This is a genomic window from Lactobacillus sp. ESL0684 (genome assembly GCF_029392675.1).
Lineage (GTDB): Bacteria > Bacillota > Bacilli > Lactobacillales > Lactobacillaceae > Lactobacillus.
On sequence record NZ_CP113941.1, the window covers coordinates 979,026 to 1,002,925 of the forward strand.

Here is a 23,900-nt window from a genome sequence, read left to right on the forward strand (position 1 = left end):
AAAAAACCTCCTATTTACAATTACGTAAAAAGAAGGGATTCGATTTTAATCTTCAACAAAAAAATCACTTACAGGGGCAAAAGTTTTGCGGTGAATTGGAGTAGGTCCATACTTTTTAAGCGCAGCCAAATGTTTACTAGTGCCATACCCTGCATTATGGTCAAAATCATATTCAGGATAAATTTTGGCATAATCCGCCATTAACTTATCGCGGAAAACCTTCGCTACAATCGACGCTGCAGCAATCGAGTTTGACTTTGCATCACCCTTAATGAGTTCGACTTGAGGTATAGCAACTGGAACATTCATTGCATCAACTAACAAGCCATCAGGTTGACGATCAAGATTAGTAACTGCTTGTGCCATAGCTAATCTGTCTGCTTCATAAATATTAACTTCATCAATTACCTGGGCACGTTTTACTCCGATAGCAACGCTCACTGCTGTTTGTAAGATTTTAGGATAAAGCTCCAGGCGCTTGCTAGCACTTAATTTTTTGGAATCATTAACTTCAATTAAATCAAAATCAGCGTCAATTACCACTGCCGCAGTCACCACTGGGCCAGCCAAGGGACCACGACCAACTTCGTCTACACCAGCAACTACTTGGCCTTTGGCCCAAAAAGTTTTTTCATACCGAAACCTACTTAAAAAAGCGGCCTTTTTTTGTTGCAATTTTTCTTGGCGACGATAGTAACTCACTAGTAACTTTTGAACACCGCTTCTTGGATCATCAGCTAATGTTTGTAACTCAGTCTTACTAACTTGCTCAGTCATTAACAACTGCTTAATTTCATTTATAGTCATAGGCGGTCAAGGGTGATTCTACCTGCTTTGCCCTTACGCAGTCTTTGAAGTAAATATAGAGAAAAACGTTCATAATCATCGCGCATTCCATACATTTCTGTCATTGCTAAAAGCAAGTCAGTATCATTGATATTTTTAACTACTTCAGTGGATGAACGAGCAAACTTAACTAAATCGTTAAAATAGTACTTTCGCAAAAGTTGAACTAGGAACAGTGCCACATCATCTGCATGAAAAATACTATCTTTAATTGCTCCAAAAATAGCTAATTTGTACCCAACATCTTGATCGTCAAATTTTGGCCAAAGAATCCCGGGAGTATCTAAGATCTGAATATTAGTATTAGTCTTCAACCATGATTGGCCTTTAGTTACACCTGGTTTATTACCAACAGCTGCTACATTATGTCCAACCAAACGATTGATAATAGTTGATTTACCACAATTCGGTACACCAACCAAAGCAATTCTAATTACTGGATTCGACGCACCACGAGCTTCTAACTTTTGAACTTTTTTAGCAGCTAGCTTTTTTATCATGTGTACAATTGCCTGTACATTAGTATTATGCAGAGAATCCACTGCCATAACCAGTTTGTCCTTACCAGCTAATTTTTTCTGCCATTTTTTGGTCATAATCGGATCGGCCAAATCAGCTTTATTTAAAATAATCAAATGCGGCTTGTCTGCGACTAATTGTTCAATCATTGGATTTCTAGACGATTGCGGAATACGAGCATCCAGCACCTCAACTAACACATCAATTAACCCAAGTTTTTCCTCGAGCTGATTGCGCGCTTTATTCATATGTCCTGGATACCACTGAATTGTTGCCATTTTTTTGCCTTCTTTAACACTAAAAAAGCCCTAAAAAGAGCTACTCCTAATATGCCATTTTATCTTGATAATTTTGATAAGCTCGGTCAAAAATACTCATACTGGATAAGTAACCAGCATTTAACTCTAAATAATTGGACAGCTTATCATAATCTTGTTCCTGCTTAGGAAAAGTCTGATCATTTTGGGCATTATTTGCAAATTGTGCAATTTCATCATTAGAATCCGCATCCCGTTGTGTCATCAAAAACCGATAAAAACTTTCTCGATAAGCCAAATTTATTTACTCCGTATAATATAAAATTGCATAGGCACCCATTCCAGCATGTGTAGCAATAATTGGACTCGTTTCGCGCAATAAAACATCAATATTTTGATTGATTTCTCTAATCTTTTGTGCGAATTTTTTTAGTTCTTCAGGAGCACCACCATCCGCTACATAGGAAATACCTACTTCTTTGATTTTTTCTTTATTTGCGGCAATATCTGCTAAAATTCGATTATTGAAATTTAACGAAAACTTCTTGCCTCGTCCTTTTTTAGCCACTTTAAGCTGTCCATCGGGCATTTGCAATTCAATTCTAATATTTAGCATCCCAGCAACTTTACCAGCAAGTGGGCCCAACCTACCACCTTTGACTATGTTTTCTAAATTAACAATCATCATCTGTAAACGTTGGGTTTTCTGCATCTTTTGTAGATGTGTCAAAATTTGAGCTACAGATTTGCCAGCAGCAGCATCTTTTGCCGCAGCTAAAACTTGGAATCCTTCCATTCGATCCGTTAATTGTGAATCAACTAAATGGACCAATTCCTTTTTCTCACAAAGAGCTACTGCTTGCTTAGCAGCGTCAATTGTTCCACTTAAAGCTTTAGCTAAAAAGATTCCAATCACTTGACTACCGTCAGCAGTAAGTTCATTAATTGTGTCTACTAATCGACCAATCGATGGCTGACTAGTTTTCGGTAGTTCATTAGCAGTTTTCATCTTCTGAACAAATTCCTGCCTAGTAATTTCAACTCCATCTAAATAGGTCTCATTATCAATCGTTACCGATAAAGGCACCACTGTAATATTAAATTTTTTTATTTCCTCCGGTGTCAACTGCACGGAAGAATCGGTCATGATTTTTATCATCTCTGACAACGTGTTCGCCCTCAATTCTAAATTGCAATAACTTTATGCTAAAATATAAATTATATAGGTCATTATAGCAAAAAAAACTTAAAAATAAGAAATTGATTGGATCTTTTAGGATGAATTTACGGAAAATTTGGCAAGAACCACAAACTCAGTCAAAATACTACTACCTGCTAGACAATATTTTTAGTGCAATTACTCATGGCATTGGTTGTCTTTTAGCAATTGCTGGCTTAATCTTTTTAATCATTAAAGCCGCAGCAAGTGGCAGTATCCTTCGGATAGTAACTTTTACTATTTATGGAGTATGTTTGGTCTTACTGTATCTCTTCTCGACACTATTTCACAGTCTAATTTTTACTAGAGCACGCAATGTTTTCCAAATTTTTGACCATTCATCAATTTTTTTATTAATTGCTGGTACTTATACTCCGTACTCTTTAGTTGCTATCGGCGGAATTTGGGGTCAAGTATTATTCTGCTTGATCTGGTTACTTACGATTTTTGGAATTATTTATTATATCTTTAATCGCGGTAAACACACCATTTTAGATACTATTTTGTATATCGCAATGGGCTGGTTAATTATCCTTTCAGGTCCATATCTTTACGTTCGCCTTGGCTTAGTTGGCTTTTGGCTATTAGTTAGTGGCGGAATTGCCTACACTTTTGGCGCTATCTTATATACCATGAGAGGAATTCCCTACATTCACGTCATCTGGCATCTATTCGTTATGCTAGGTTCAAGCTTAATGTATTTCTCAATTTTATTCTTTGTTTAATTCAGTTAACCAGCTAAATATTCTTTTACAGCTTCTTCACTATTTTCTAGTTTTCCAGCAACTACCATTTTTTTGATCTCAGTTAATAGTTGTCCTAATCTAGGTCCCGGCTCGATTCCTGTTTTAATTAAAAAAAGGCCATCAACAGCTAGTTCAGCTGAAGTTTTGATTGGTAAAGCTAAATAGCGATCGACTAGAATCTCAGAATTAATTGGTTGTCCGAGAATACGTGCTACGTCGATAGTGCTAAATAAAATGTCCTGACCTGCTTCAAATAATTCAAAATCAGTTGGTGGCCGTTGCGAAATTATATCAAATAACGCTACAATTTGTTCGACCATAGCTGTCATGGCATTAGAATTTTTCCAAGCACGCATAAACTGCTTAATTTGGTCATCCTGCAACTTAAGCAAAATAATTATTATTGCCCAAAAACTCTGTTCATTGCTAGGATTAAATTCCAAACTTGAATAAATTTTCAATAACTCTTTGTGTCCAGCAAATCCAGGCACTTCTTCGCTTAGATTTGTATCTAAAAAAATTCGAAAGGCTTCTGCAGAAGACTTACCTGTCCCCAACTTAACAAATTCATCCCGAATACGCTCAATCGAAATTTGACTTAAAAGTTGATGATGATCAGCAATCGCCTGCTCAGTCTGTGGTTCAAGTTGAAACTTCAGTTGACTCATAAACCGCACTGCTCGCATCATCCGCAATGCATCTTCATTAAATCTTTGTTCAGGATTACCAACTGCTTTAATCAGACACTTATGCAAATCACCCAAGCCATCAAATAAATCAATAACTTCGCCATGTCTATTCATTGCTAAAGCATTAATGGTAAAATCACGTCGCTTAAGATCTTCACTTAGATTTTGCACAAAAGTAACATGATCAGGTCGTCGATAATCTTGATAACCTGATTCTGTCCTAAAAGTGGTTATTTCATAGCTTTGCCCATGATATAAAACAGTTACTGTGCCATGTTTGATACCAGTATCAATTGATCTAGAAAAAAGCTCCTTGACCTCTTCAGGATAAGCACTGGTAGCAATATCAATGTCATGGATCTGACGTTTTAAAAGTAAGTCACGCACAGATCCGCCGACAAAATAGGCTTCGAACCCAGCTTGTTCCAGTTTTTCTAGTACCGGTACTGCTACCGTAAAAATTTCTGGTAAATTATCTATTTTCATCATTTAATTAATCAACCCATTGATTATATTTATTTTTAATTAAGTAGCTTTATGGTTTTGTAGCAAAATTTTTGCTTACAACTTAACTTCACTAATGATTATATCGCTTTTAAAGACAGAACTCGACAATTTCTTAATAGGAATTTAGAACTTAAACCGTTAATCTGTTGTATAAATCCTGCATTTCTGTATCAGTAGGAGCAAGCTTCAAGTAACTTTCTAGCAATTGAATAGTGACCTCCGTTGAATTTGCTTCAGTTACAAAAAATTCAATCATTTGTCGTAAAAAAGTCGCATTTTGTTTAAATTCAGGATAAGCAAGCAAGAACTCACTTTTGGCCTGATCACTATTATCCAGCCGCTCATAAGATAAAGCCATATTCCAATGAATTTGTGGTTCTAGATCATCCTCAGCCATTTTAGCAAATAATTTGAGGTTTTCTTCATCACGTCGCTGATGTAAATATAAATTTGATAATTGCAACAGTAGGTCATCATTTTCTGGAGCGACTTTTAAGCCACGCTTCAGTAAATCTTCTGCTGTTGCCAGATCATCAATTTTAGTGGCTGCTCTGGCTCCTTGTGAATACAAAATCGGATCATATTCATTATAAGTCAAGCCAGTTTGCGCTGTTTGTAAAACTTGCTGATAGTCATTTAAGTGTTCGTAAGCTGTAGCCAACAATTGATAAGCATTCACATAATCTGGACTTTGCCCAATTACATCTTTTAAGTATGAAATTGCTTGATCATCTTTTTTAAGTACTAGCATAACTAAGGCCGCCTGATATTTGCTGTCAATATCAATAATATCGCCACTATGCTTTTCAATTACATCAGCTGCTGCTTCATAATTGCCAAGCTTAGCTAAGGTTTGAAACAATCGATTATTCAAATTTACTTCACTAAAAGTTTCTTGCCGCTCTAGTAGATCCTGATATCGACTTAGAGCTTGCTCATAATTGCCACTCAGATAGTCTAGCTCGGCTAAGCCAAATTTTATTGTATCTTCTTCAGGTGCAATCTTTAATGCCTTCATGAGCTTATTACGAGCCGTTTCGAGCAAGCCATTAGTTTGATAGTAATCAGCCTGCACTAACAAGCTCTCTAAGTATGCATCAGAATCTTCTGGTACATCATAAAGCAGAGTAAGACCGTCATCCTCTTGGCCATCATTTAATAAAATTTCAGCTAAATATACTTTAAATAAGTCTTCTCGGGGAAATTTAGCAATCAAGCTTCGATAAATCTCTTTAGATAAATCAGTCAAACCTAAACCCGTCAAGTTTTCAGCTAACGAAGCTAAAACTTCTGGTTCATCATTGTCCAATGCCTTCTTAAGTAGGACCTTTTCTTGTGAAAAATCTTGTTTCTCAATTGTTGATAGTAATTGTTCTGAATAACTCATCGTTAGTTTCTCCATTTATATTTTTAGATTAAAACTAAAAAAACGACAGCACCAGCCATCGTTTCTCTAGTAAAAAAACTATTAAATTATTTAACAGCTTCTTTCAAAGCCTTGCCCGGTTTAAATGCGGGAACGACACTAGCTGGGATTTCAATTTCATCACCAGTTTGTGGGTTACGACCTTTACGAGCTGCACGTTGCCGTACTTCAAAAGTTCCAAAACCAATTAATTGGACTTTTTCACCTTTAGCCAAATCATCTTGAATTGAACTAAAAATAGCGTCAACAGCAGTAGCAGCATCTTTCTTAGTTAATTTAGTTTTTGAAGCTACTTCAGAAACTAATTCTGCCTTATTTGCCATCTGGAAATTCACCTCCCAAAATTTAAACTCCAACTTGAAGTTTAACAGCTTTCTCCTCCAATGACGAGGAATGAAGAATAATGATTTTTATTCACCAGTCTTCCTTCACTCAAAATAGCACAAAAGCCTTGTCACAACAAGTTATTTTATCAAAAAATGTGTTTTTTAGCATTTCAATGGCCGAAGTTATTTTCGTTTACGGGCAATTATCTTAATTGGAGTACCCCTAAAGTCAAAATTTTCTCTTAATTGATTAATTAAAAATCGGCGATACGAAAAGTGCATCAATTCGGGATCATTAACGAACACCACAAAAGTTGGTGGATTAGTAGCCACTTGAGTCATATAATACACCCTTAGCCGTTTGCCCTTGACCATTGGAGTTGGGACTAGCTTACTAGCTTCTAGCAATAAATCGTTTAAAACACTAGATTGAATGCGTTGATTTTGATTATGATATACCTGCTTTACAACTTGCGGAATCTGCTCTAAATTTTGTCCAGTTTTAGCAGAAACAAAGATTATTGAAGCATAATCCAAATATTGAAACTCTTGACGAATAGTCTGTTCAAAGTCTTTACCACTATTACTGTTTTTCTTAGGTAGATCCCATTTATTAACAATGATTACCATTCCGCGACCAGCATCATGAGCATACCCTGCCACATGCTTATCTTGCTCGCGAATACCACTACTGGCGTCTAAGACTAGACAAACCACGTCTGAGTGCTCAATGGCTCCCATTGCGCGCATTACAGAATACTTCTCAGTCTTTTCATAAACTTTACCGCGGCGTCTAATTCCTGCAGTATCAACAATGCGATACTTAGTACCGTCTGCACCGACAAAAGGTGTATCGACAGCATCACGTGTTGTTCCTTCTTCATCGTTAACAATCACTCGCTTTTCACCGACCAAACGATTAACGATCGAAGATTTACCAACATTAGGGCGACCGATAATACTAAATGAAATCTGCTCGTCATTCTTTTTGGCCAAATCTTTAGGAAGTTCACTAACAACGCGATCAAGTAAATCACCAATCCCTGTCCCATGACTACTGGAAATTGGCACGGGATCTCCTAAACCTAAACTGTAAAAATCATAGATATCAGCACGTTGTTCTGGATTGTCAGCCTTGTTAACTGCCAAGATAACTGGCTTATCAGTTTGATATAACAGATGGGCAATACGTTCATCTAAATCAGTTAAATGATTAGCTACACTGGTTATCATAATAATCACATCAGCTTCATCGATTGCAATTTCTGCTTGCGCACGAATCTCATCTTCAATTCGACCGTTTTCCCAAGTAATACCACCTGTATCAATTAAATCAAACTTGTGCCCCATCCATTCTGCTTGCGCATAATTACGATCACGGGTAACTCCTGGCTTGTCTTCAACAATAGCTAAGCGTTCATTAATAATCCGGTTGAAAAGAGTTGATTTACCAACATTAGGTTGTCCAACAATCGCAACTACTGGTAAAACCATATTTTTCAGCCTCCTCTAATAAAAATAAAAAAGTCGGCTTCACAAAAGTCGACTTTTTTATCTAAGTTTAACGACGATCTTTTAGTTGATCACCAATCAGATCACCCAAAGCAAAGCCATTATCATCATTATTCATGTATTTCTTGTTAACAGAACTTCTGTTGTAAGAACCGTGTGAATGTGAGCCCTCATTATCAGAGCCTTTAGAATCAGCTGCCTTCATTGAAAGTGAGATCCGACGTTCGTTTGGATCAATGTTCAAAACCTTAACCTTAACAGTTTGGCCGATTTCTAAAACATCACTAGGCTTATCAACATGCTTATATGAAATTTCAGAAACATGAACTAAGCCTTGAATACCATCGGCAACTTCGACAAAGGCACCAAAGTTAGTTAGTGACTTAACTTCACCCTCGAAAATGTCACCTTCATGTAATTCAGCCGTTGCTTGTTCAAACGGAGAAGGTTCAGTTTGCTTAATTGAAAGGGAGATACGATGTCTGTCATCATCAATACCAATAACTTTAACTTTAACATCTTGACCAGCTTTTAAGACATCACTAGGCTTATCAACATGCTTATATGAAATTTCGGAAATGTGGACTAAACCATCTACACCACCAACGTCAACAAATGCACCGAAGTTAGTCAAACGAGAAACTTTACCTTCAACGACATCACCAACAACTAGTTGTGATGCAACATTATCAAAGGCTTCTTCACGTTCTTCTTCAATTAAATCCTTATGAGAAAGAATTAACCGATTCTTGCTTGGATCGATTTCAGTAATCTTAAGTTTCATTGTTTTACCAATGTATGGCTTAAGATCTGAAACGTAACGGTTAGAAATCAATGAAGCTGGTAAAAATCCTCTAGTACCAACATCAACTAATAAACCACCACGAACTGATGAAGTTACAGTACCTTCAATAGCATTTCCTGCTTCAAAGTCCTTTTGTAACTCATCGTAAGCTTCTCTTTCTTTCAAGCGGGTAACTGAAAAGAAGAATTCACCATTTTCCTTGTCACCACCAGCTTTTCTCAAAACTAAAGCTTTGAATTTATCTCCTGGCTTAACAAGTTCACGTAAATCGGCATTGCGATCTGAAGTGTATTCACGACGAGGAACGACACCTTCAACACCGGCGTTTTCTACCCCAACATCGATCTGACCATCTTCAACGTCTAATACTTCGACATCGACAATATCTCCGACCTCAACTCCTTGCATTTGCTTCAATGCATCTAAAAATTGATTACTGTTTTCTGACATTATTTACCTCCCAATATCATAAATCTAATTCTAAATGAAACTGAGATATTTTTCTACTGTTTTAACCCTTTTTTTTAGTTTTTTTTGAATTTTTTTATTTTGGACAAAATTTCAGTGACAACTTGGTCAATTGTCATCCTAGTTGTATCGATTTCAATTGCATCCTGGGCTTTTTTTAATGGTGAAATAGCCCGATGTGAATCCTTATAATCTCTCATTGAAATATCTTGTTCAATTTCAGCAACTGTTCGTTCGGTCTTGATGCCTCGCTGTTTAAAGTCAAGCATTCTTCTTTGAGCACGCGATTTGGCTGATGCTACTAAAAATATTTTAACTTCAGCATTAGGTAAAACAGTGGTACCAATATCGCGACCATCCATGATTACATCGGTTTTGCCAGCTAATTGTCTTTGCAAAGCTACCATTTTAGTTCGAACTCCAGCTAAAGCAGATACTTGTGAGACATTAGCCGAAATTTCAGGCGTTCTAATTTCTTGCGAGACATCTTGACCACTTACATAGACCTTCTGCACGCTATTTTCTGCTCTTAATTCAATTTTTTCATGGTCAAGAGCAGTTAAAATTGCTGCTTCATCACCATAATCAAGCTGATGCTTTCTCGCAATCAGCGTGCAGGCGCGATACATTGCTCCAGTATCAATATAAATAAAACCTAATTTTTGCGCAATAATTTTTGCGACCGTACTTTTGCCAGCTGAAGCTGGGCCATCAATTGCTATCTGCATCCCAATCAAAAAGGGACATAAAGTCCCTAACCTTTCTTTAAATTACCTTAACGTCAAATTTTGTCCCTCATCAACTTGCGCATCAATGCTTAAGTTATTGAGCTCAGCCAATTTACCAACAGTTGTATTAAACTTATCCGCAATACTAGTTAAAGTTTCACCACTCTTCACCACGTATTGTTTAGGAGTAGTCACTGTCTTAGTTTTAGGCTGTTGATTCTCAGTTTTATCAACTTTAAGCTTCTTAGTTGCTCTTTTAGCAGTAGTTGCTGTTGATTTTTTAGTCCTAGAGCTTTTATGCTTAGAAGTTCGCAGCTCAACAGCCTGTTCTGCCGGTTTAGAGTTAGTAGCCAATTGATGAACAATAGGCACAAGAGCAGCACAGATAATTAACAAAATTGCCAGCATTGCTAACCAGCCTTTTGCGCTTGAATGCTGCGCATCAACACGCTTATCAGTTGGTCGTTGATAGTATTTATATGGTTTATCTTGTGTCTGCTTCATCGAAAAATACCTCCATTTATCACTAACCCGTTTCATTTTAGCATATTTAATCTAAAAATTGGACAAAAAATCGGTCATTTTCATGACCGATTAGCAAGAATATTACCTTTTTAATTTTAAGCTATTTATTTTAGGTTAAAACGCTTTTGCACAAATGGTTTTAAATTACGTAAGACTGTTTCAAATAACAAATAAACTGCAATTCCGTTGATTGAACCTTTTAACAAATTAAATGGAACAATAATGCCAAAAATATAAGTACTCATTGATGGAAGATGAAGTAATTGACCTAAATATACTTTTTCCGTAAAACTTAGTAATCCTGAATAACTACTAATAGCTGGCGGATTAGGAATTGATGTAACTGCATACATTGGTGTTAAAACTAGCGCATTCAGAGTTGCCAGAACAATAGTCATGGCGATGATACCCAAAATAATCCCAACAAGTGGTTTCAGATGTCGTTTCCCCATATTTTGTTCTTCTTTAGAAATGTTTTTAGTGACAAAATAAAACGGTAAAGCAAATGATAATGTGGCAAATAATGAGGCTAACTGACCAACAATACTTGGCAGGGCAATTCCCTTATAAATCAAATGAATTGCCATTCTAATTATTGCAATAAAGATACCTGGGCCCGCACCAAATAAGAAGGTTCCAATGGTAATAACAACGTCAGAGAAATCAAACTTTAAAAAACTAGCAATCGGCAGCGGAAACGCCAACTGCATCACTACAAAAGCAATTGTCCCAATCAAAACATAAGCAATAATATTAGCTAAACTGCTTGAATTTTTTCTTTTCAAAAAATTACCTCCAAAAAAGTCTGCTGCTTCTAGCAACAGACTTAATAAAAGTAAATGATTCAATTCTTCATCGTAAACCTTTAGTTTAGTCTGTCTTCTTTCATCTAGACTCTAACTATCGGTATCTTAATCGATTCCACCACAATACGTGGGTCGTGGACTCACACCACCGGTCGGGACTTACACCCTGCCATGAAGACAACAAACTTATATTCAAATTCTGTATAACATACTAATCTACATGCTTTAATCTGTCAACTTCAGCATGTGATAATTCACGATATTTACCAGAAACCAATGAATCTAAAGTCAAAAAAGCGTACTTCTCGCGCGAAAGTTTATCTACTTGATGATTAACTGCCTTAAACATCCGTTTAACTTGGTGATAATGTCCCTCATGAATCGTTAATTGCACAATTTGCATATTCTTCTTTTTATCGCTGCGGATAATTTTAACCTTAGCTGGCGCGCTTTTGTGTTGATCAAATTTTACACCATGAGTCAACTGCGCAATCTCTTCTGGCAACAAATGACCAGTAATTTTAGCAACATAAACTTTAGCAACATTGTTACGCGGATGCATCAATAAGTTAGCTAATTCACCATCATTAGTCATTAACAATAATCCTGAAGTGTCGTAATCTAGTCTACCAATTGGATATAAACGATAAGGAACGTTTTTAAAATAATCTACTACCGTTTTTCTACCTTTATCATCATTAGCGGTAGACACGACACCGCGCGGTTTATAAAAAAGATATGTGTGCAAACTTTCGCGCTCAATCGGTTCCCCATCAACAGCAATATTACTAAAAGTATCAACTTTAGTTCCTAGCTTAGTAACTGGCTCACCATCAACAGTCACTCGGCCTGCGACAATCATTTTCTCCGCTTTTCGTCTTGAAGCAATTCCCGCTTCAGCAATTACCTTTTGTAAACGTTGTAAAACCATCTATTCTCCTTGTTTTTTAGTCTCAGCTAATTTCTGATCCATTTGTCCTTTAGCAGCAAATAAATCCATTTGTCCTTCAGCATCAATGCTATCATCTTCAAAATCTTCAATTAATGGTAAATCAGCTAAACTTTGGTAGCCAAAATATTGTAAAAAGTAATCACTAGTTACATACAAATTTGGATGACCAGGTGCTTCCTTTTTGCCATCAGTCTTAATTAAATCACGCCAAATTAATGTTTGCAAAGCACCTGATGAATTAACACCCCGGATTTCATCAATCTCAATCCGCGTGATTGGCTGCTTGTAAGCGACAATCGATAAAATTTCTAAAGCAGATTGACTGAGCGACTTAGTAAGATCTTTTTGAAAATAATTTGTCACAATCTTACTTACTTCGGGTCTAGTTGTTAACTTATACTGATGATTAAGCTGCAATAACTGTAGTCCTGAGTCTTGATCTTGCTGCAAATTGGCTGCTAACTTACTAGTTAATTCACGTAATGCTGGTTGTTCTATTTGCAATAATTCACCTAAATTATCACTAGCTATGCCATTATCACCTGCAAGGTATAGTAATGCTTCTAATTCTGCCAATTTACTCGTCATTCGCATCAATTCTTTCTAATTCAAGATCACCAAACGTGCGCGTCTGACTCACTTTTACTTTTTGGTTTTTACATAATTCTAGCATAGCTAAAAATAAGCCAATCACATCAGATAAGCTATGCAATTGTTTACTACACCAAAAAAAGCTAACTTTCTGATATTTGACAAGGTTACTTTCTAACAGCTCTATCATAGCAGTAATTGGCGTCTGTTCTACGTTAACTGAGGCGATATCTGGCTGCCGCAATTTTAATCTTTGCCAAACAACACTAAAGGTATTAGCAAGTTGGGATGAAGTAATCTGTCCCAAAGGCAATGGTTGCACACTTTTGGTCTGCGGTACACTCTCTTCTTTAGCAACCACAACAGGTACTGACTCATTACGCTGCTTAAAATAAACTGATATTTTTTTAAAAACTGAATATTGGACCAATTGCTGGACTAACTCGTCACGTGGATCTTCGACTGGCTCATCTTCATTAACAAAATCATTTTGAGGCAATAAAGACTGGGATTTGATTCTCAATAGAGTCGAGGACATTACAAAATATTCTCCAGCAATTTGCAAATTTAACTGCTTCATTTCTTGTAGATATGCAAGATATTGACTCGTTATTTTGGCAATGGGGATATCATAAATATCAATCTTTTGACGATTAATTAAATGAAGCAGCAAGTCAAGTGGCCCTTCAAAATTTGGTAATTCTAAAGTTAAGTTATCACTCATAGTTATTATTTGTTTTTAGATATTTAGTTAGATACGCATACTCTGGTACTGCAGTTATTTTCTTCGTTGGATTATTTGCTGCCAACTCACGAATTGCTTGTGCTTGATATTTTTCTAGACGAAAATCAGGGGCAAACGAAATATAACGAACAATAACAAAATTTTGATCAAATTGTGTACCAAGCACTCCAATAAAATTAGCACTTTCATAACGGAACAAATACAACTGAAATTCAGTACTAGTTTTGTTTAAATTTATTTCATCTTTTAAATTGGCCAAGTTTTTGAAATCAGATAAATAAGATAACAATCCCATGGCTACCTTTTCTTGATCATTCTTACATTCAATCAGCATTTAATCACCTAAACTCGTGGATGTGTCTTCGCATAAACTTGTAAAATATGCTTTTGCGATAAATTCGTATAAATTTGTGTCGTACTGATATCTGAATGTCCCAAGATTTCCTGAACAATTCGTAAATCAGCACCGTTTTCTAGCAGATGGGTGGCAAATGTGTGTCGTAATGTATGCGGAGTGACATCTTTTTTAATGCCTGCTAACTGGCAATAGCGCTTGATAATTTGCCAAACTGCCTGCCTAGACAACGATCCACCGCGATTATTAAGAAAAATAAAATCACTATTTTTACCAACTTTTAACACTAATGGATCACGAACTTTTTGCTGATAACTTTTTATCCAAGAAATTGCCACGCCGCTAATTGGGATCAAGCGCTCCTTAGAGCCTTTACCAAAAACTTTCAATAGTTTTAAATCTTCATGCAAATCATCAAACTTGAGGTTAATTAATTCACTAACCCTAATCCCAGTCGCATACAAAGTTTCCAGTAAAGCCCGATCGCGTAAGCCTAACTTTCGTGTAGTATCTGGTTGTTGCAATAATTGTGTCACTTCTGCCACACTCAACGCGACCGGCAAACGCTGTTCTTTTTTTGGCGGATCAATTTCTAACATAGGGTTGATTTTTTGAATATTTTGACGTGCTAACCATTGATAAAATTTACGTAAACTTGAAATCATGCGACTAATTGAACTAGTTGCTTTATTCAAATCACGCTGTTGCGCCAAAAAAGCGTCAATATCAACAGCTTTAGTTGGCCAAGATGACAAATTTTCTTTTTTCAAAAAAGCCAAAAACTCAGTTAGATCCTGTCTATAGGCAGATATTGTATTAGCACTAAGGCCTCGCTCAAGTTGCACGTAGCGCAAATAATCTTCAACCTGTTCCTGTAACTTATTCATGTTCATTATCTTCTGGATCATTAATTAAACTGATCGTGCCAGCCGTTTTATCTTCCGCAATATAATCTGCCTTTAATAGATGCCCTAAAGCTCTTTTAAAAGCAGATTTTGAAATGCCAAAGTAATTCTTGATTTCACTTGCAGCAGACTTATCGGAAAAAGGTAATGTCTTAGTTTGTTTACGTCGTAAACTCATTAAAATCATCTGAGCATCATCGTCAATCTCTTCAAAAGCTCGAGGTAAGCTGCTTAAATTTAATCTACCATATTGACTAGTTCCAATTACCCGACCTTTAAATTGTTGACCCACACGCAGCGGAGCTTCCATTTGAGAAGCATGTACAAAACCTAAGTAATATTGGCTCGTGATCACAAATGCGCCTACTTCACGACTAGAGTATACTGTAGCAAATACATCTTTATTTTTCATATCGGCCGGAAAATGTGCTGCTAACTGTTCAAAAATATTTTCATCAGCTAGCTCAGCCCAAATTCGATCTTTAGCATCAGTAACTAAGTGAACTAACAACTGATCATCTTTTTGCGGCCAATGAGTTTTATCAAATGGTAAATCATCACCAGATAAAACAACGTCTTTATCTGGTAAACCAATATCAATAAATACCCCTAATCCAAATTTAACATCTGTTACCTTGCCCCAACCATATTGGTCAGCTTGTACATGTGGTAAAAATTGCGTCATTTCACGATTATGCTGTTTATTATCATAAATAAAGCCACGAACTTCAGCACCAACTACAAGTTTTTCTTCTTGTGCAATCTCCTTACGTTTCAATTCATAAGTAATGCCCTCAATCTGGACAAAATAAGCATCCGTATTTTGATCAATTATTTTTCCAGTTGCAATCGTCCCTAGCATAATCATTCTCCTAATTTTACAGATTTCATCTTTACCTAAGTATAAAAGAAAACCATCCAAAATAAAATAGCCAGCATTGGGCTGACTACTTATTTTATTAACTTTTTTAATTACAGATTAGAAACTTCACCTTGGTAAATTGCACCACGACGAGCATCAACAGTAATCGTTGCAGCTTCAGCAATCTTTTCAGTTGCATCAGTTACACCAACTACAACTGGGATACCTAGTGATAAGCCCACAACAGCAGCGTGTGAAGTAAGTCCAGAAGCTTCAACTACCAAACCAGATGCCTTCTTAATTGCAGGCAAGTAATCTGGATCAGTCGTTTTGGCAACAAGAATATCGCCTTCTTTAACTTTACTGTTAGCTTCTTCGGCACTGTTAACTACTACAGTCTTACCAACAACTGAACCATTACCAACGCCTAAGCCTTGAGCCAACTTATTACCAACAATTTGTAACTTCATCAAGTTAGTGGTACCTGAATCGCCAACCGGCACACCTGCAACAACGATGACTAAATCACCATCTTTAACATAGCCATTTTCCTTAGCGACTTTTGTAGCTAATTCAAACATATCATCAGTTGATTCTGGCTTTTCAGTCAGCATTGGTTGAACACCCCAAGTAATCCCTAATGAATGCTGAATCTTTTCATCAAACGTTAAAGCTAAAATGTCAGCATTAGGACGATACTTAGAAATCATTCTTGCAGTATAACCTGAGTTAGTAGCTGTAATAATTGTCTTAACACCTAACTCTTGAGCGGTCCGAACTACTGATTCACCAATAGCTTCAGTAACGTTTGAACCTTGGTATTCTTCAAAGCGTTGCAATGCCAAAGTATTACGCTTCAACAGTTCTTGTTCAGTTCTTTCATCAATTTCAGCCATGGCACTAACAGCCTTAACTGGGTATAAGCCATTTGCTGATTCACCTGAAAGCATCGTAGCATCTGTACCATCAAGTACAGCATTAGCAACGTCAGAAACTTCGGCACGTGTTGGACGTGGATTTTCTTGCATTGAATCAAGCATTTGTGTAGCCGTGATTACTGGCTTGCCTAATGCATTGGCTTTCTTAATCAAGTCTTTTTGAACAAATGGCACATCGATAAATGGAATTTCCACACCCATGTCTCCACGAGCAACCATTAACCCATCTGAAACTTGCAAGATTTCGTCAGCGTTATCAATACCTTCTTGTGATTCGATCTTAGGATAAATCTTAACGTAATCACAACCAGCATCTTCACAAAGTTTCCGAATATCTAAAATATCCTGTGCTTTACGAGCAAATGAAGCAGTAATAAAGTTGATACCATGTTGCAAACCAAAGTTAATATCATCAGTATCTTTTTCAGTAATTCCTGGGAGACGCAGTTCAACGCCTGGCGCATTAACACCCTTCATAGAACCAATAACACCAGTATTTTGAGCTTCACAGACCAATTCTTTATTTTGATCATCTTTAGCAGTAATTAATAAGTCAACTAAACCATCATCAATTAAAACGTGACCGCCAACATGAGTATCATCATACAAACCTTCATAAGTAACATGAATCTTTTCTTTGTTACCTTTCTTGGAATCGTCCATTGAAACCCGAATCTCATCACCAGTGTTAATAGTGAATTTGCCACCTTCTTGTTCAGTAGTTCTAATTTCAGCACCCTTGGTATCAAGGTCGATGCCGAGAACTAATCCAGTCTCCTTTTCAACTTGGCGAACCATCTTCATTCTTGAAAGATGTTCTGCATGATCACCATGCGAAAAGTTAAACCGGAATACATTCGCACCAGCTTTTGCTAAAGCAGTAATAGTTTCAACATCATTGGAAGCTGGCCCTAACGTACTAACAATTTTAGTTTTCTTCATTATATAAAAATCTCCCCAAAAATCGACTAATTATTTAGTCATTTCTTCATTTATATCTAACAACGTCTCATCACTATGGTGCTTTTCATCAAATAAGTCAAGAATATCATGAGTATTCAACTTGCCATTCTCCATGCCGACAGCTAAACCGCCTTTACCATCAAGAAGTAACTTAACCGCATAATTTCCCATCTTAGTTGCATTGATCCGATCCGTTACAGTCGGCGAACCACCACGTTGCATGTGACCTAAGATACTAGCGCGCGCATCAAAATCACCGTACTTCAAAAGTTCATCCTTGAAGTCTTCGGCATTCATTACGCCTTCCGCTAATACGATAATACCATGATCCTTACCATCTGAAAAGCCGCGCTTCAAAGTCGTTGCAATTTCTTTAATATCGTATGCCCTTTCAGGAACAACAATGGCATCTGCACCACTTGCTAAGCCAACACGCATCGCGATATCACCACATCCACGACCCATAACATTAACAATAAAAACCCGGTGGTGACTACTTGCAGTATCCCGGATTTTATCAATTGCTTCCATCGCAGTTGTGCAGGCAGTATCTAGTCCAATAGTATAATCAGTACATGGAACGTCATTATCGATAGTTCCAGGCAAGCCAATTGAATTAATTCCCAGTCTAGTCAAAGCTAACGCGCCATGGTATGAACCGTCACCGCCAATTACGATTACTGTATCAATATCATGCTTCTTAAGTTGCTCTACTCCCTTTTCTTGCACCTCTTTTTGTGCAAATTCAGGATAGCGTGCACTATACAAAAAAGTGCCGCCTAAGTTAATTTTGTGGTCAACGTCTTCAGCAGTCAGTGGAACAAAGTCGCCAGCAACCAAGCCAGCAAAACCATAGCGAATACCAACAACCCCCAGTCCATGATGGATTGCGGTCTTCGTAACAGCTCTAACAGCCGCATTCATCCCTGGGGCATCGCCACCACTAGTTAAAATACCAATTCGTTTCATGAATTCACCTCATCAAGAATCTATTGTGTAATTTCTCACATCATTTAAATTTTACCATTATTTCAATTAAAAATCTCACCAAAATTAATAAATTTTATTGATTTAACGGCGTTTACAGTTGTTAGCGTTAACAAAAAATTATCGTTAACATTTGCGCAAAATTGTTTAGCTAGTAAAGTTAACCACTTTTAAATTAGTTAAGACGTACTGCTTTTTACTAGAATCATAGCGATCGCTTTGAACTTTGATCCCTAATAAATAAATTTGCCCTTCTTTAAGATTATTATGAACTTGGTCATAAACATTAGGAAAAATAACAACATCCTGTCTACTAGTCGAATCAGCAAAAATGCCAAATGCCATTGTTGCACCTTTTTTAGTGCGAATCAATTTCAATTTCATCAATTTGCCAACAGCTACGCCTGTATCAGTGACTTCAAAATCAGCTAACGACCGAGCATGAAATTTTTGCGCATATTTTTGTACTGCTATTAGCGGTGAAGTCATCGTTGAAAAGCCCAAGACTTCAATTTCCATCTCAGCTTTTTCAGTTTTAGTTGGTGCCTGAGCGGGTTTAAGCGGAATACCACCTAAACTTTCCGATAATGCCAAGTTTTGTCCAGTTAACTCAACATTTTCAATAATTTCCTGGCAATTGACTAGCAGTTCATTACGATTAGGATTTAGACTATCAAATAAACCTGACTTAATCATAATTTGTACCAATTTAGGTTTGACAAATTTAACATCGATTTGGCGCAAGAAGCTTTCAAAGGATTTAATGGTTTTATGCTTACGCAATGTAATTATTTGACTAAGTAAATCCTTGGGCAGTCCCTTAATTGCTCTTAAGCCAACCAAGATTTTGCCAGACTGCAGTTGATAGTTAAGTCCACTGCGGTTAATATCAGGTGGTAAAATTTTAACCCCTGTATTTTGCACCTGCATAATATAATCCTGACTTTTAGCGTGATTAGCCAAACTCGAGTTAAGCATCGCGGCATAAAACTCAGCTGGGTAGTGTAACTTAAGATACGCTAGCCAAAAGGCAATCTGAGTATACGCTACCGCATGTGATCGATTAAAGCCATAATTGGCAAACTGCTCAATATAACTATAAACTTGGGTAGCAACTTGCCGCGAATGCCCTTTTTGAATGGCTCCAGAAATAAACTTATCTTTTTCTTGCTCAATTACCATTTGGTTCTTTTTTGACATTGCTCGTCGCAAGAGATCAGCCTCACCTAAAGAAAAGCCAGCTAATACTTGGGCTGTTTCCATAACCTGCTCTTGGTAAACTAAAATACCATAAGTTGGAGCCAAAATTTCTTTTAAGCTTGGATCAGGATAAATAACTGGCTCCTGACCCTTTTTGCGCGCAATAAAAGTGGCGATATTCTGCATTGGACCTGGTCGATATAGCGCATTGACAGCCACTAAATCTTCAAAATTATCAGGATGTAATTCGCGTAAAACTTTCCTGATACCACTAGATTCAAATTGAAAGACTAACTCGGTATCACCATTTTGAAATGCTTTTAGCGTCTTAGGATCATCTAACGGAATCTGCTGCGGATCAATTTTTGCACCTTGCTGATTAATCATTGCTAAGGTATCCCCTAGAATAGTTAAGTTGCGTAATCCTAAAAAGTCAATCTTGAGCAAGCCAAGTGCTTCAACATATTTCTTAGTTTGTTGAGTTACCGGAATACCCAATTGTCCACTTTGTAAACCCGAAATCCCCGCAATTGAATCATCACTGAGTACCAATCCAGCCGCGTGAATAGAATAGTGGCGCGGGAGGCCCTCTAAATTAGCTGCAGTTTGATATAGCAACTTATTTTTAGGACTTGCACCGACTAATAACCGCATTTCAGCTGAATTTTGGTAAGCTGCTTTTAACGTGATTTTACCTTTAGCATATGGGACGCTTTGTGACCATTTACTTAATTCAGCTTCGCTTAAACCAAAAACACGACCCGTATCACGCAAGGCTTGTTTAGCAGCCAGTGTCCCAAAGGTCAGAATTTGGGCTGCATGATCCATCCCATACTTATTAAACATATACTTAATGACATCATCACGACGATTGTCAGGAATATCTAGGTCAATATCGGGCATTTCGTGGCGTGCAGGATTTAAAAAGCGCTCAAATAACAAATGATATTTCAGTGGATCAACCTCTGTAATCCTTAAGCTATATGAAACAAGAGATCCACAGGCTGAACCGCGACCCGGTCCTGTAGTGATGCCAACACGATGACAGTAATTGATAACATCCCAAACGATCAAAAAATAATCGTTAAATCCCATTTGGTCAATTACTTTAAGTTCATAATCAAGCTGCTTTTGATAATTAGCCGGCACTTTATGCCCACTAAAACGTCCTTTTAAGCCCTTTTGTGCCAAATAATCGAGGTATTCTTTAGAAGTGGTAAATTTATCCTGCTGATATTTTGGCAAAACAGGTGTTTGAAAAACTATCTTAGCATGACAATCTTCAGCAATCTGCCAAGTGGTGGCTAACGAATTATCGAGTTCCAAATTATGACAGCGTTCACTAAATTCCTGGGTATCTACCAAGGCATGTGAACCTGCCTGATGGGACATCTGTTCAACATCTGGTAGCTGCTGTCCATGCTTAATTGCTTGCAATGTATGTTTTAAAAACTGGTCTTGCGGCTTTAAATATTGATTATCTTCCACACAAACTGTCTGGATTTCAAACTGTTTAGCTAATGCTGCAACATAATTATAATAGGCCGTTTGACTTTTTTGCGCATAAACTCCTAAATAAAGATCGCTAGACGATGGAATTAGCCGCATTAATTTTCGAATTAAATTATTACCAAATTGTTCGTTTTGTGCTTGCAAATTGACTAATTCACTAGTTTGATTTGCTGGCACAATGAACACTAGATCGTTCAAATATTTAGTCAATTCGATTAGGGTTAAAACTTTGTCATTAGTGCCATTCTCCGTTAATAAGTTAATCGCACTCGACAAGCGTAAAAGATTGCGGTATCCCTCATCTGTTTTAGCTAACGCAATTAGGTCATATTGATGAGCGCTATCAATTAGACCATTCAAACGTAATTGCATCCCTAATAACGGCTTTATTCCAACTTCTTGTGCGACTTCATAAAAGTTAACTAAGCCATAAGTAATATTGATGTCAGTTAGCGCAATTGCTTCATAACCATACTTTTGGGCCATCACTAACAAATCTCGAATTTTAACTGGACTTTCGAGCAGTGTATAAGCACTAATATTTTGTAATGCAGCAATCTTCATCTTGCAGCCACCTTTCTACTTAAAAATAATTATAACAAAAACCAAAACTTTAGTTTGAAAACCTGCGCAAATTTTGTTAAAATTCTCCTATGAAAGAGGGATTGTTATGGGTCGTTATCTAGTTAGTATCTTCTGGAGCGAAATCTACATGTTAATTGTAGGCTTTATTGCTGCTCCATTAACTCAAAACGCTTTTAATTTAGGAGAAGCAGCCGTCTTAGGTGTAGTCTTCGGAATATTATTCGCGGCAATTATACCACCAATTACTAGCCATTCTGTTAAAGATGACAGTGAATATTCCAAGCTTAAATAAGTAAAAATCCATTAGCAGATAACTGCTAATGGATTTTTTAATAAAAACGATAATTGGTCTGATAATCAACTTTCACTTGTTGTTTAGTCAGAAATTCTTGAAACATTTGTACATAATCTTTATCCAGAACTTCTACTATTTTATCCATGCTATATACGGGATAAAAGCCACCACCCATTACCCGATAGTTATTGACAGCTAAATAATAGATTTGCTTATCAACGATTGGTTTCTTATTTAATGAAAATTCTGTTAACCTATTTCCAATTGGACGTGCAATATCAGCTTGATATTTGAGTGGATAAAACACGTCAAAGTTAAACAGTGCGTGACGCCATTTAGGAGCAAAGTCAACCTTGCCCCGCTCATCTTTAACCAAAAACGACAAGCTATACTCTACAATTTGTCGCAATTGAGAACCAGTTACAGCAATTTTGCACAATTGATTAGAAAATGGATAATTAAGTAAAATATCACGCATTGTGACCTGTTTACCAAATCCTGGTGCTGTTTCACTCATTACTGCAGTAGCTGAGATATCTGCTTCTGTAAAAGACAATTGCATTTGTTGCAGTAAATTAATGAATGGTGCGCCATGCAAACGTGCCTGATTGACATCACCAATTGGAGCAGCTTGATCTAATTGTGCAATTGGTTGATCTAGCCAATCCTGTGTTGCTGCGTCTAGTTTTGAACTTAGTGCAACAATCACAGGATCGGGTTTAAAATTTTCGGTTGAAATCAATTCAGTTTTCATGTGCTTAATAGTTTTAGTTGTATCATCAATTTCAATAATTACTTCAGCAACTGCTTCGCCCCGATAACCCGGTTGCACGATTGCTGTATTGTTGACAGTTAACGCTAATTGCTGATGCTGATGACCTGTTAATAACACATCTACTTCAGGAATTTTGGTTAAAATTTGATAACCTTCATTTTCTCCGGTATGCGGTTCCTGCTGCTTACCACTTACTGGGTCATCTTCAAATCCACCATGATAAATAACTGCTAAAACATCGACCTGCGGTCGCAAAAGTTTAGCATAACTTTTAACTTGCTCATAAGCTGAAACAAATTTTAAACCAGCAACATGATCTGCCGGTTCCCAATGAGGAACATATTGCGTAGTAATACCCAAAAGTCCAATTTTTATTCCCTGCTTTTCAATAATTTGATAAGGCTGGCCCATATGAGATATATCCTGCTGCATTGGTAGGATGTTGCTATTTAAAATCGGAGTATTAGTAGCTGTCAGATAATCTTTTAGATATCCTAATCCATAATTAAAGTCATGATTACCAAGACAGCGTGCATCATAGTCAAGAGCATTATAAGCAGCCGCATATTGCTTTAGCGCACTAGCTTGATTACTTGCATGAACGTATGCTGCCAAAGGAGAACCTTGCAAGCAATCTCCTGCATCGGTAACTATCACGTGATTAGCTCCATACTCAGCTCGCTTAGCTTTAACTACACTGCTCACCCGATCTAAGCCAAACCCAGCGTCATAATCAGTCTTATTTTGATAAGTAGAAGATAACAAATAGCCATGAATATCACTTGTATGCAAAAAAACTAGTTTCATTGTCTTACCTTTCTAAAAATTGTTTTTGGCCGCAAAAAAAGACACCAAA

24 protein-coding genes and 1 riboswitch are annotated in these 23,900 nt (G+C 37.0%); of the genes, 2 read left to right on the forward strand and 22 right to left on the reverse strand.

Annotated elements, in window-relative coordinates:
* Positions 1-45 precede the first annotated feature (45 nt).
* From OZX56_RS04545 to OZX56_RS04560, 4 genes are read right to left on the reverse strand one after another with little or no spacing between them, the layout of a single operon-like run.
* The gene (locus OZX56_RS04545; protein WP_277139065.1) at positions 46-807 is read right to left on the reverse strand and encodes a ribonuclease HII; all 762 of its coding nucleotides are present in this window, start codon (positions 805-807) and stop codon (positions 46-48) included.
* Positions 804-1,643 (reverse strand): ribosome biogenesis GTPase YlqF, encoded by an 840-nt coding sequence (gene ylqF / locus OZX56_RS04550; protein WP_277126417.1) that lies wholly within the window; start codon positions 1,641-1,643, stop codon positions 804-806. Before ylqF ends, OZX56_RS04545 begins: the two co-directional genes overlap by 4 nt.
* A gap of 46 nt (positions 1,644-1,689) precedes the next feature.
* On the reverse strand, positions 1,690-1,920 hold the full coding sequence (locus tag OZX56_RS04555) for a YozE family protein (protein ID WP_277126416.1): 231 nt from the start codon (positions 1,918-1,920) through the stop codon (positions 1,690-1,692).
* 6 nt (positions 1,921-1,926) lie between these two features.
* Complete coding sequence (locus tag OZX56_RS04560) at positions 1,927-2,781, reverse strand: DegV family protein (protein ID WP_277126972.1); 855 nt, start codon at positions 2,779-2,781, stop codon at positions 1,927-1,929.
* Between the two features lie 119 nt (positions 2,782-2,900).
* Here OZX56_RS04560 and OZX56_RS04565 point away from each other — a divergent pair, with 119 nt between their 5' ends.
* Positions 2,901-3,566, forward strand: a complete 666-nt coding sequence (locus OZX56_RS04565) for a hemolysin III family protein (RefSeq protein WP_277139066.1) — start codon at positions 2,901-2,903, stop codon at positions 3,564-3,566.
* 5 nt (positions 3,567-3,571) lie between these two features.
* Here the strand turns inward: OZX56_RS04565 and OZX56_RS04570 are convergent, their stop codons facing one another.
* The 17 genes from OZX56_RS04570 to OZX56_RS04650 form a co-directional block, all read right to left on the reverse strand.
* Positions 3,572-4,765 carry a CCA tRNA nucleotidyltransferase gene (locus OZX56_RS04570; RefSeq protein ID WP_277139067.1) on the reverse strand — a complete coding sequence of 398 codons (1,194 nt, stop codon included), beginning with the start codon at positions 4,763-4,765 and terminating at the stop codon, positions 3,572-3,574.
* 148 nt (positions 4,766-4,913) lie between these two features.
* A complete protein-coding gene (locus OZX56_RS04575; protein ID WP_277139068.1) occupies positions 4,914-6,170 on the reverse strand; it encodes a tetratricopeptide repeat protein in 1,257 nt (418 codons plus the stop codon).
* A gap of 86 nt (positions 6,171-6,256) precedes the next feature.
* Positions 6,257-6,532 (reverse strand): HU family DNA-binding protein, encoded by a 276-nt coding sequence (locus tag OZX56_RS04580; RefSeq protein ID WP_277126412.1) that lies wholly within the window; start codon positions 6,530-6,532, stop codon positions 6,257-6,259.
* A 186-nt stretch (positions 6,533-6,718) separates the two neighbouring features.
* Positions 6,719-8,029, reverse strand: coding sequence for a ribosome biogenesis GTPase Der (gene der / locus OZX56_RS04585; protein WP_277126411.1), 1,311 nt, complete (start codon positions 8,027-8,029; stop codon positions 6,719-6,721).
* Positions 8,030-8,096: 67 nt separating this feature from the next.
* Positions 8,097-9,302 carry a 30S ribosomal protein S1 gene (rpsA, locus tag OZX56_RS04590; RefSeq protein ID WP_277126410.1) on the reverse strand — a complete coding sequence of 402 codons (1,206 nt, stop codon included), beginning with the start codon at positions 9,300-9,302 and terminating at the stop codon, positions 8,097-8,099.
* Between the two features lie 74 nt (positions 9,303-9,376).
* Positions 9,377-10,048, reverse strand: coding sequence for a (d)CMP kinase (cmk, locus tag OZX56_RS04595; RefSeq protein ID WP_277126971.1), 672 nt, complete (start codon positions 10,046-10,048; stop codon positions 9,377-9,379).
* Positions 10,049-10,090: 42 nt separating this feature from the next.
* Positions 10,091-10,552, reverse strand: a complete 462-nt coding sequence (locus OZX56_RS04600; protein ID WP_277139069.1) for a LysM peptidoglycan-binding domain-containing protein — start codon at positions 10,550-10,552, stop codon at positions 10,091-10,093.
* Positions 10,553-10,677: 125 nt separating this feature from the next.
* Positions 10,678-11,358: an ECF transporter S component gene (locus OZX56_RS04605; protein WP_277126408.1), complete on the reverse strand. Its 681-nt coding sequence runs from the start codon at positions 11,356-11,358 to the stop codon at positions 10,678-10,680.
* Between the two features lie 88 nt (positions 11,359-11,446).
* A riboswitch (FMN riboswitch) is annotated at positions 11,447-11,562 on the reverse strand.
* Between the two features lie 28 nt (positions 11,563-11,590).
* Positions 11,591-12,310: a pseudouridine synthase gene (locus tag OZX56_RS04610; RefSeq protein WP_277139071.1), complete on the reverse strand. Its 720-nt coding sequence runs from the start codon at positions 12,308-12,310 to the stop codon at positions 11,591-11,593.
* On the reverse strand, positions 12,311-12,919 hold the full coding sequence (gene scpB / locus OZX56_RS04615) for an SMC-Scp complex subunit ScpB (protein WP_277126406.1): 609 nt from the start codon (positions 12,917-12,919) through the stop codon (positions 12,311-12,313).
* Complete coding sequence (locus OZX56_RS04620; RefSeq protein WP_277139072.1) at positions 12,909-13,646, reverse strand: segregation/condensation protein A; 738 nt, start codon at positions 13,644-13,646, stop codon at positions 12,909-12,911. Before OZX56_RS04620 ends, scpB begins: the two co-directional genes overlap by 11 nt.
* A complete protein-coding gene (locus tag OZX56_RS04625; RefSeq protein ID WP_277139073.1) occupies positions 13,639-14,001 on the reverse strand; it encodes a reductase in 363 nt (120 codons plus the stop codon). Before OZX56_RS04625 ends, OZX56_RS04620 begins: the two co-directional genes overlap by 8 nt.
* 8 nt (positions 14,002-14,009) lie before the next feature.
* The gene (xerD, locus tag OZX56_RS04630) at positions 14,010-14,909 is read right to left on the reverse strand and encodes a site-specific tyrosine recombinase XerD (RefSeq protein ID WP_277139074.1); all 900 of its coding nucleotides are present in this window, start codon (positions 14,907-14,909) and stop codon (positions 14,010-14,012) included.
* Positions 14,902-15,789, reverse strand: coding sequence for a S1-like domain-containing RNA-binding protein (locus tag OZX56_RS04635; protein ID WP_277139075.1), 888 nt, complete (start codon positions 15,787-15,789; stop codon positions 14,902-14,904). Before OZX56_RS04635 ends, xerD begins: the two co-directional genes overlap by 8 nt.
* A 110-nt stretch (positions 15,790-15,899) precedes the next feature.
* Complete coding sequence (gene pyk, locus OZX56_RS04640) at positions 15,900-17,669, reverse strand: pyruvate kinase (RefSeq protein ID WP_277139076.1); 1,770 nt, start codon at positions 17,667-17,669, stop codon at positions 15,900-15,902.
* A gap of 30 nt (positions 17,670-17,699) precedes the next feature.
* Positions 17,700-18,659: a 6-phosphofructokinase gene (gene pfkA / locus OZX56_RS04645; RefSeq protein WP_277126400.1), complete on the reverse strand. Its 960-nt coding sequence runs from the start codon at positions 18,657-18,659 to the stop codon at positions 17,700-17,702.
* Positions 18,660-18,824: 165 nt separating this feature from the next.
* On the reverse strand, positions 18,825-21,953 hold the full coding sequence (locus tag OZX56_RS04650; protein WP_277139077.1) for a DNA polymerase III subunit alpha: 3,129 nt from the start codon (positions 21,951-21,953) through the stop codon (positions 18,825-18,827).
* A gap of 106 nt (positions 21,954-22,059) precedes the next feature.
* Between OZX56_RS04650 and OZX56_RS04655 the strand changes: the two genes are divergently transcribed.
* Complete coding sequence (locus OZX56_RS04655) at positions 22,060-22,266, forward strand: YjzD family protein (protein WP_277126398.1); 207 nt, start codon at positions 22,060-22,062, stop codon at positions 22,264-22,266.
* Positions 22,267-22,303: 37 nt separating this feature from the next.
* On the opposite strand, the gene OZX56_RS04660 is transcribed toward OZX56_RS04655, so the two are convergent.
* Positions 22,304-23,851: a bifunctional UDP-sugar hydrolase/5'-nucleotidase gene (locus tag OZX56_RS04660; protein WP_277139078.1), complete on the reverse strand. Its 1,548-nt coding sequence runs from the start codon at positions 23,849-23,851 to the stop codon at positions 22,304-22,306.
* Between the last annotated feature and the right edge of the window lie 49 nt (positions 23,852-23,900).

Bases quoted from the DNA above. Each gene is read 5' to 3' on its own strand.
- ylqF (WP_277126417.1), bottom strand. From the start codon at position 1,643: ATGGCAACAATTCAGTGGTATCCAGGACATATGAATAAAGCGCGCAAT.
- OZX56_RS04575 (WP_277139068.1), bottom strand. From the start codon at position 6,170: ATGAGTTATTCAGAACAATTACTATCAACAATTGAGAAACAAGATTTT.
- OZX56_RS04565 (WP_277139066.1), top strand. From the start codon at position 2,901: ATGAATTTACGGAAAATTTGGCAAGAACCACAAACTCAGTCAAAATAC.
- OZX56_RS04660 (WP_277139078.1), bottom strand. From the start codon at position 23,851: ATGAAACTAGTTTTTTTGCATACAAGTGATATTCATGGCTATTTGTTA.
- cmk (WP_277126971.1), bottom strand. From the start codon at position 10,048: ATGCAGATAGCAATTGATGGCCCAGCTTCAGCTGGCAAAAGTACGGTC.
- OZX56_RS04620 (WP_277139072.1), bottom strand. From the start codon at position 13,646: ATGAGTGATAACTTAACTTTAGAATTACCAAATTTTGAAGGGCCACTT.
- der (WP_277126411.1), bottom strand. From the start codon at position 8,029: ATGGTTTTACCAGTAGTTGCGATTGTTGGACAACCTAATGTTGGTAAA.
- OZX56_RS04580 (WP_277126412.1), bottom strand. From the start codon at position 6,532: ATGGCAAATAAGGCAGAATTAGTTTCTGAAGTAGCTTCAAAAACTAAA.
- OZX56_RS04655 (WP_277126398.1), top strand. From the start codon at position 22,060: ATGGGTCGTTATCTAGTTAGTATCTTCTGGAGCGAAATCTACATGTTA.
- OZX56_RS04570 (WP_277139067.1), bottom strand. From the start codon at position 4,765: ATGATGAAAATAGATAATTTACCAGAAATTTTTACGGTAGCAGTACCG.
- OZX56_RS04600 (WP_277139069.1), bottom strand. From the start codon at position 10,552: ATGAAGCAGACACAAGATAAACCATATAAATACTATCAACGACCAACT.
- OZX56_RS04635 (WP_277139075.1), bottom strand. From the start codon at position 15,789: ATGCTAGGGACGATTGCAACTGGAAAAATAATTGATCAAAATACGGAT.
- pfkA (WP_277126400.1), bottom strand. From the start codon at position 18,659: ATGAAACGAATTGGTATTTTAACTAGTGGTGGCGATGCCCCAGGGATG.
- OZX56_RS04560 (WP_277126972.1), bottom strand. From the start codon at position 2,781: ATGATAAAAATCATGACCGATTCTTCCGTGCAGTTGACACCGGAGGAA.
- OZX56_RS04625 (WP_277139073.1), bottom strand. From the start codon at position 14,001: ATGCTGATTGAATGTAAGAATGATCAAGAAAAGGTAGCCATGGGATTG.
- pyk (WP_277139076.1), bottom strand. From the start codon at position 17,669: ATGAAGAAAACTAAAATTGTTAGTACGTTAGGGCCAGCTTCCAATGAT.
- xerD (WP_277139074.1), bottom strand. From the start codon at position 14,909: ATGAATAAGTTACAGGAACAGGTTGAAGATTATTTGCGCTACGTGCAA.
- scpB (WP_277126406.1), bottom strand. From the start codon at position 12,919: ATGACGAGTAAATTGGCAGAATTAGAAGCATTACTATACCTTGCAGGT.
- OZX56_RS04610 (WP_277139071.1), bottom strand. From the start codon at position 12,310: ATGGTTTTACAACGTTTACAAAAGGTAATTGCTGAAGCGGGAATTGCT.
- OZX56_RS04545 (WP_277139065.1), bottom strand. From the start codon at position 807: ATGACTATAAATGAAATTAAGCAGTTGTTAATGACTGAGCAAGTTAGT.
- rpsA (WP_277126410.1), bottom strand. From the start codon at position 9,302: ATGTCAGAAAACAGTAATCAATTTTTAGATGCATTGAAGCAAATGCAA.
- OZX56_RS04650 (WP_277139077.1), bottom strand. From the start codon at position 21,953: ATGAAGATTGCTGCATTACAAAATATTAGTGCTTATACACTGCTCGAA.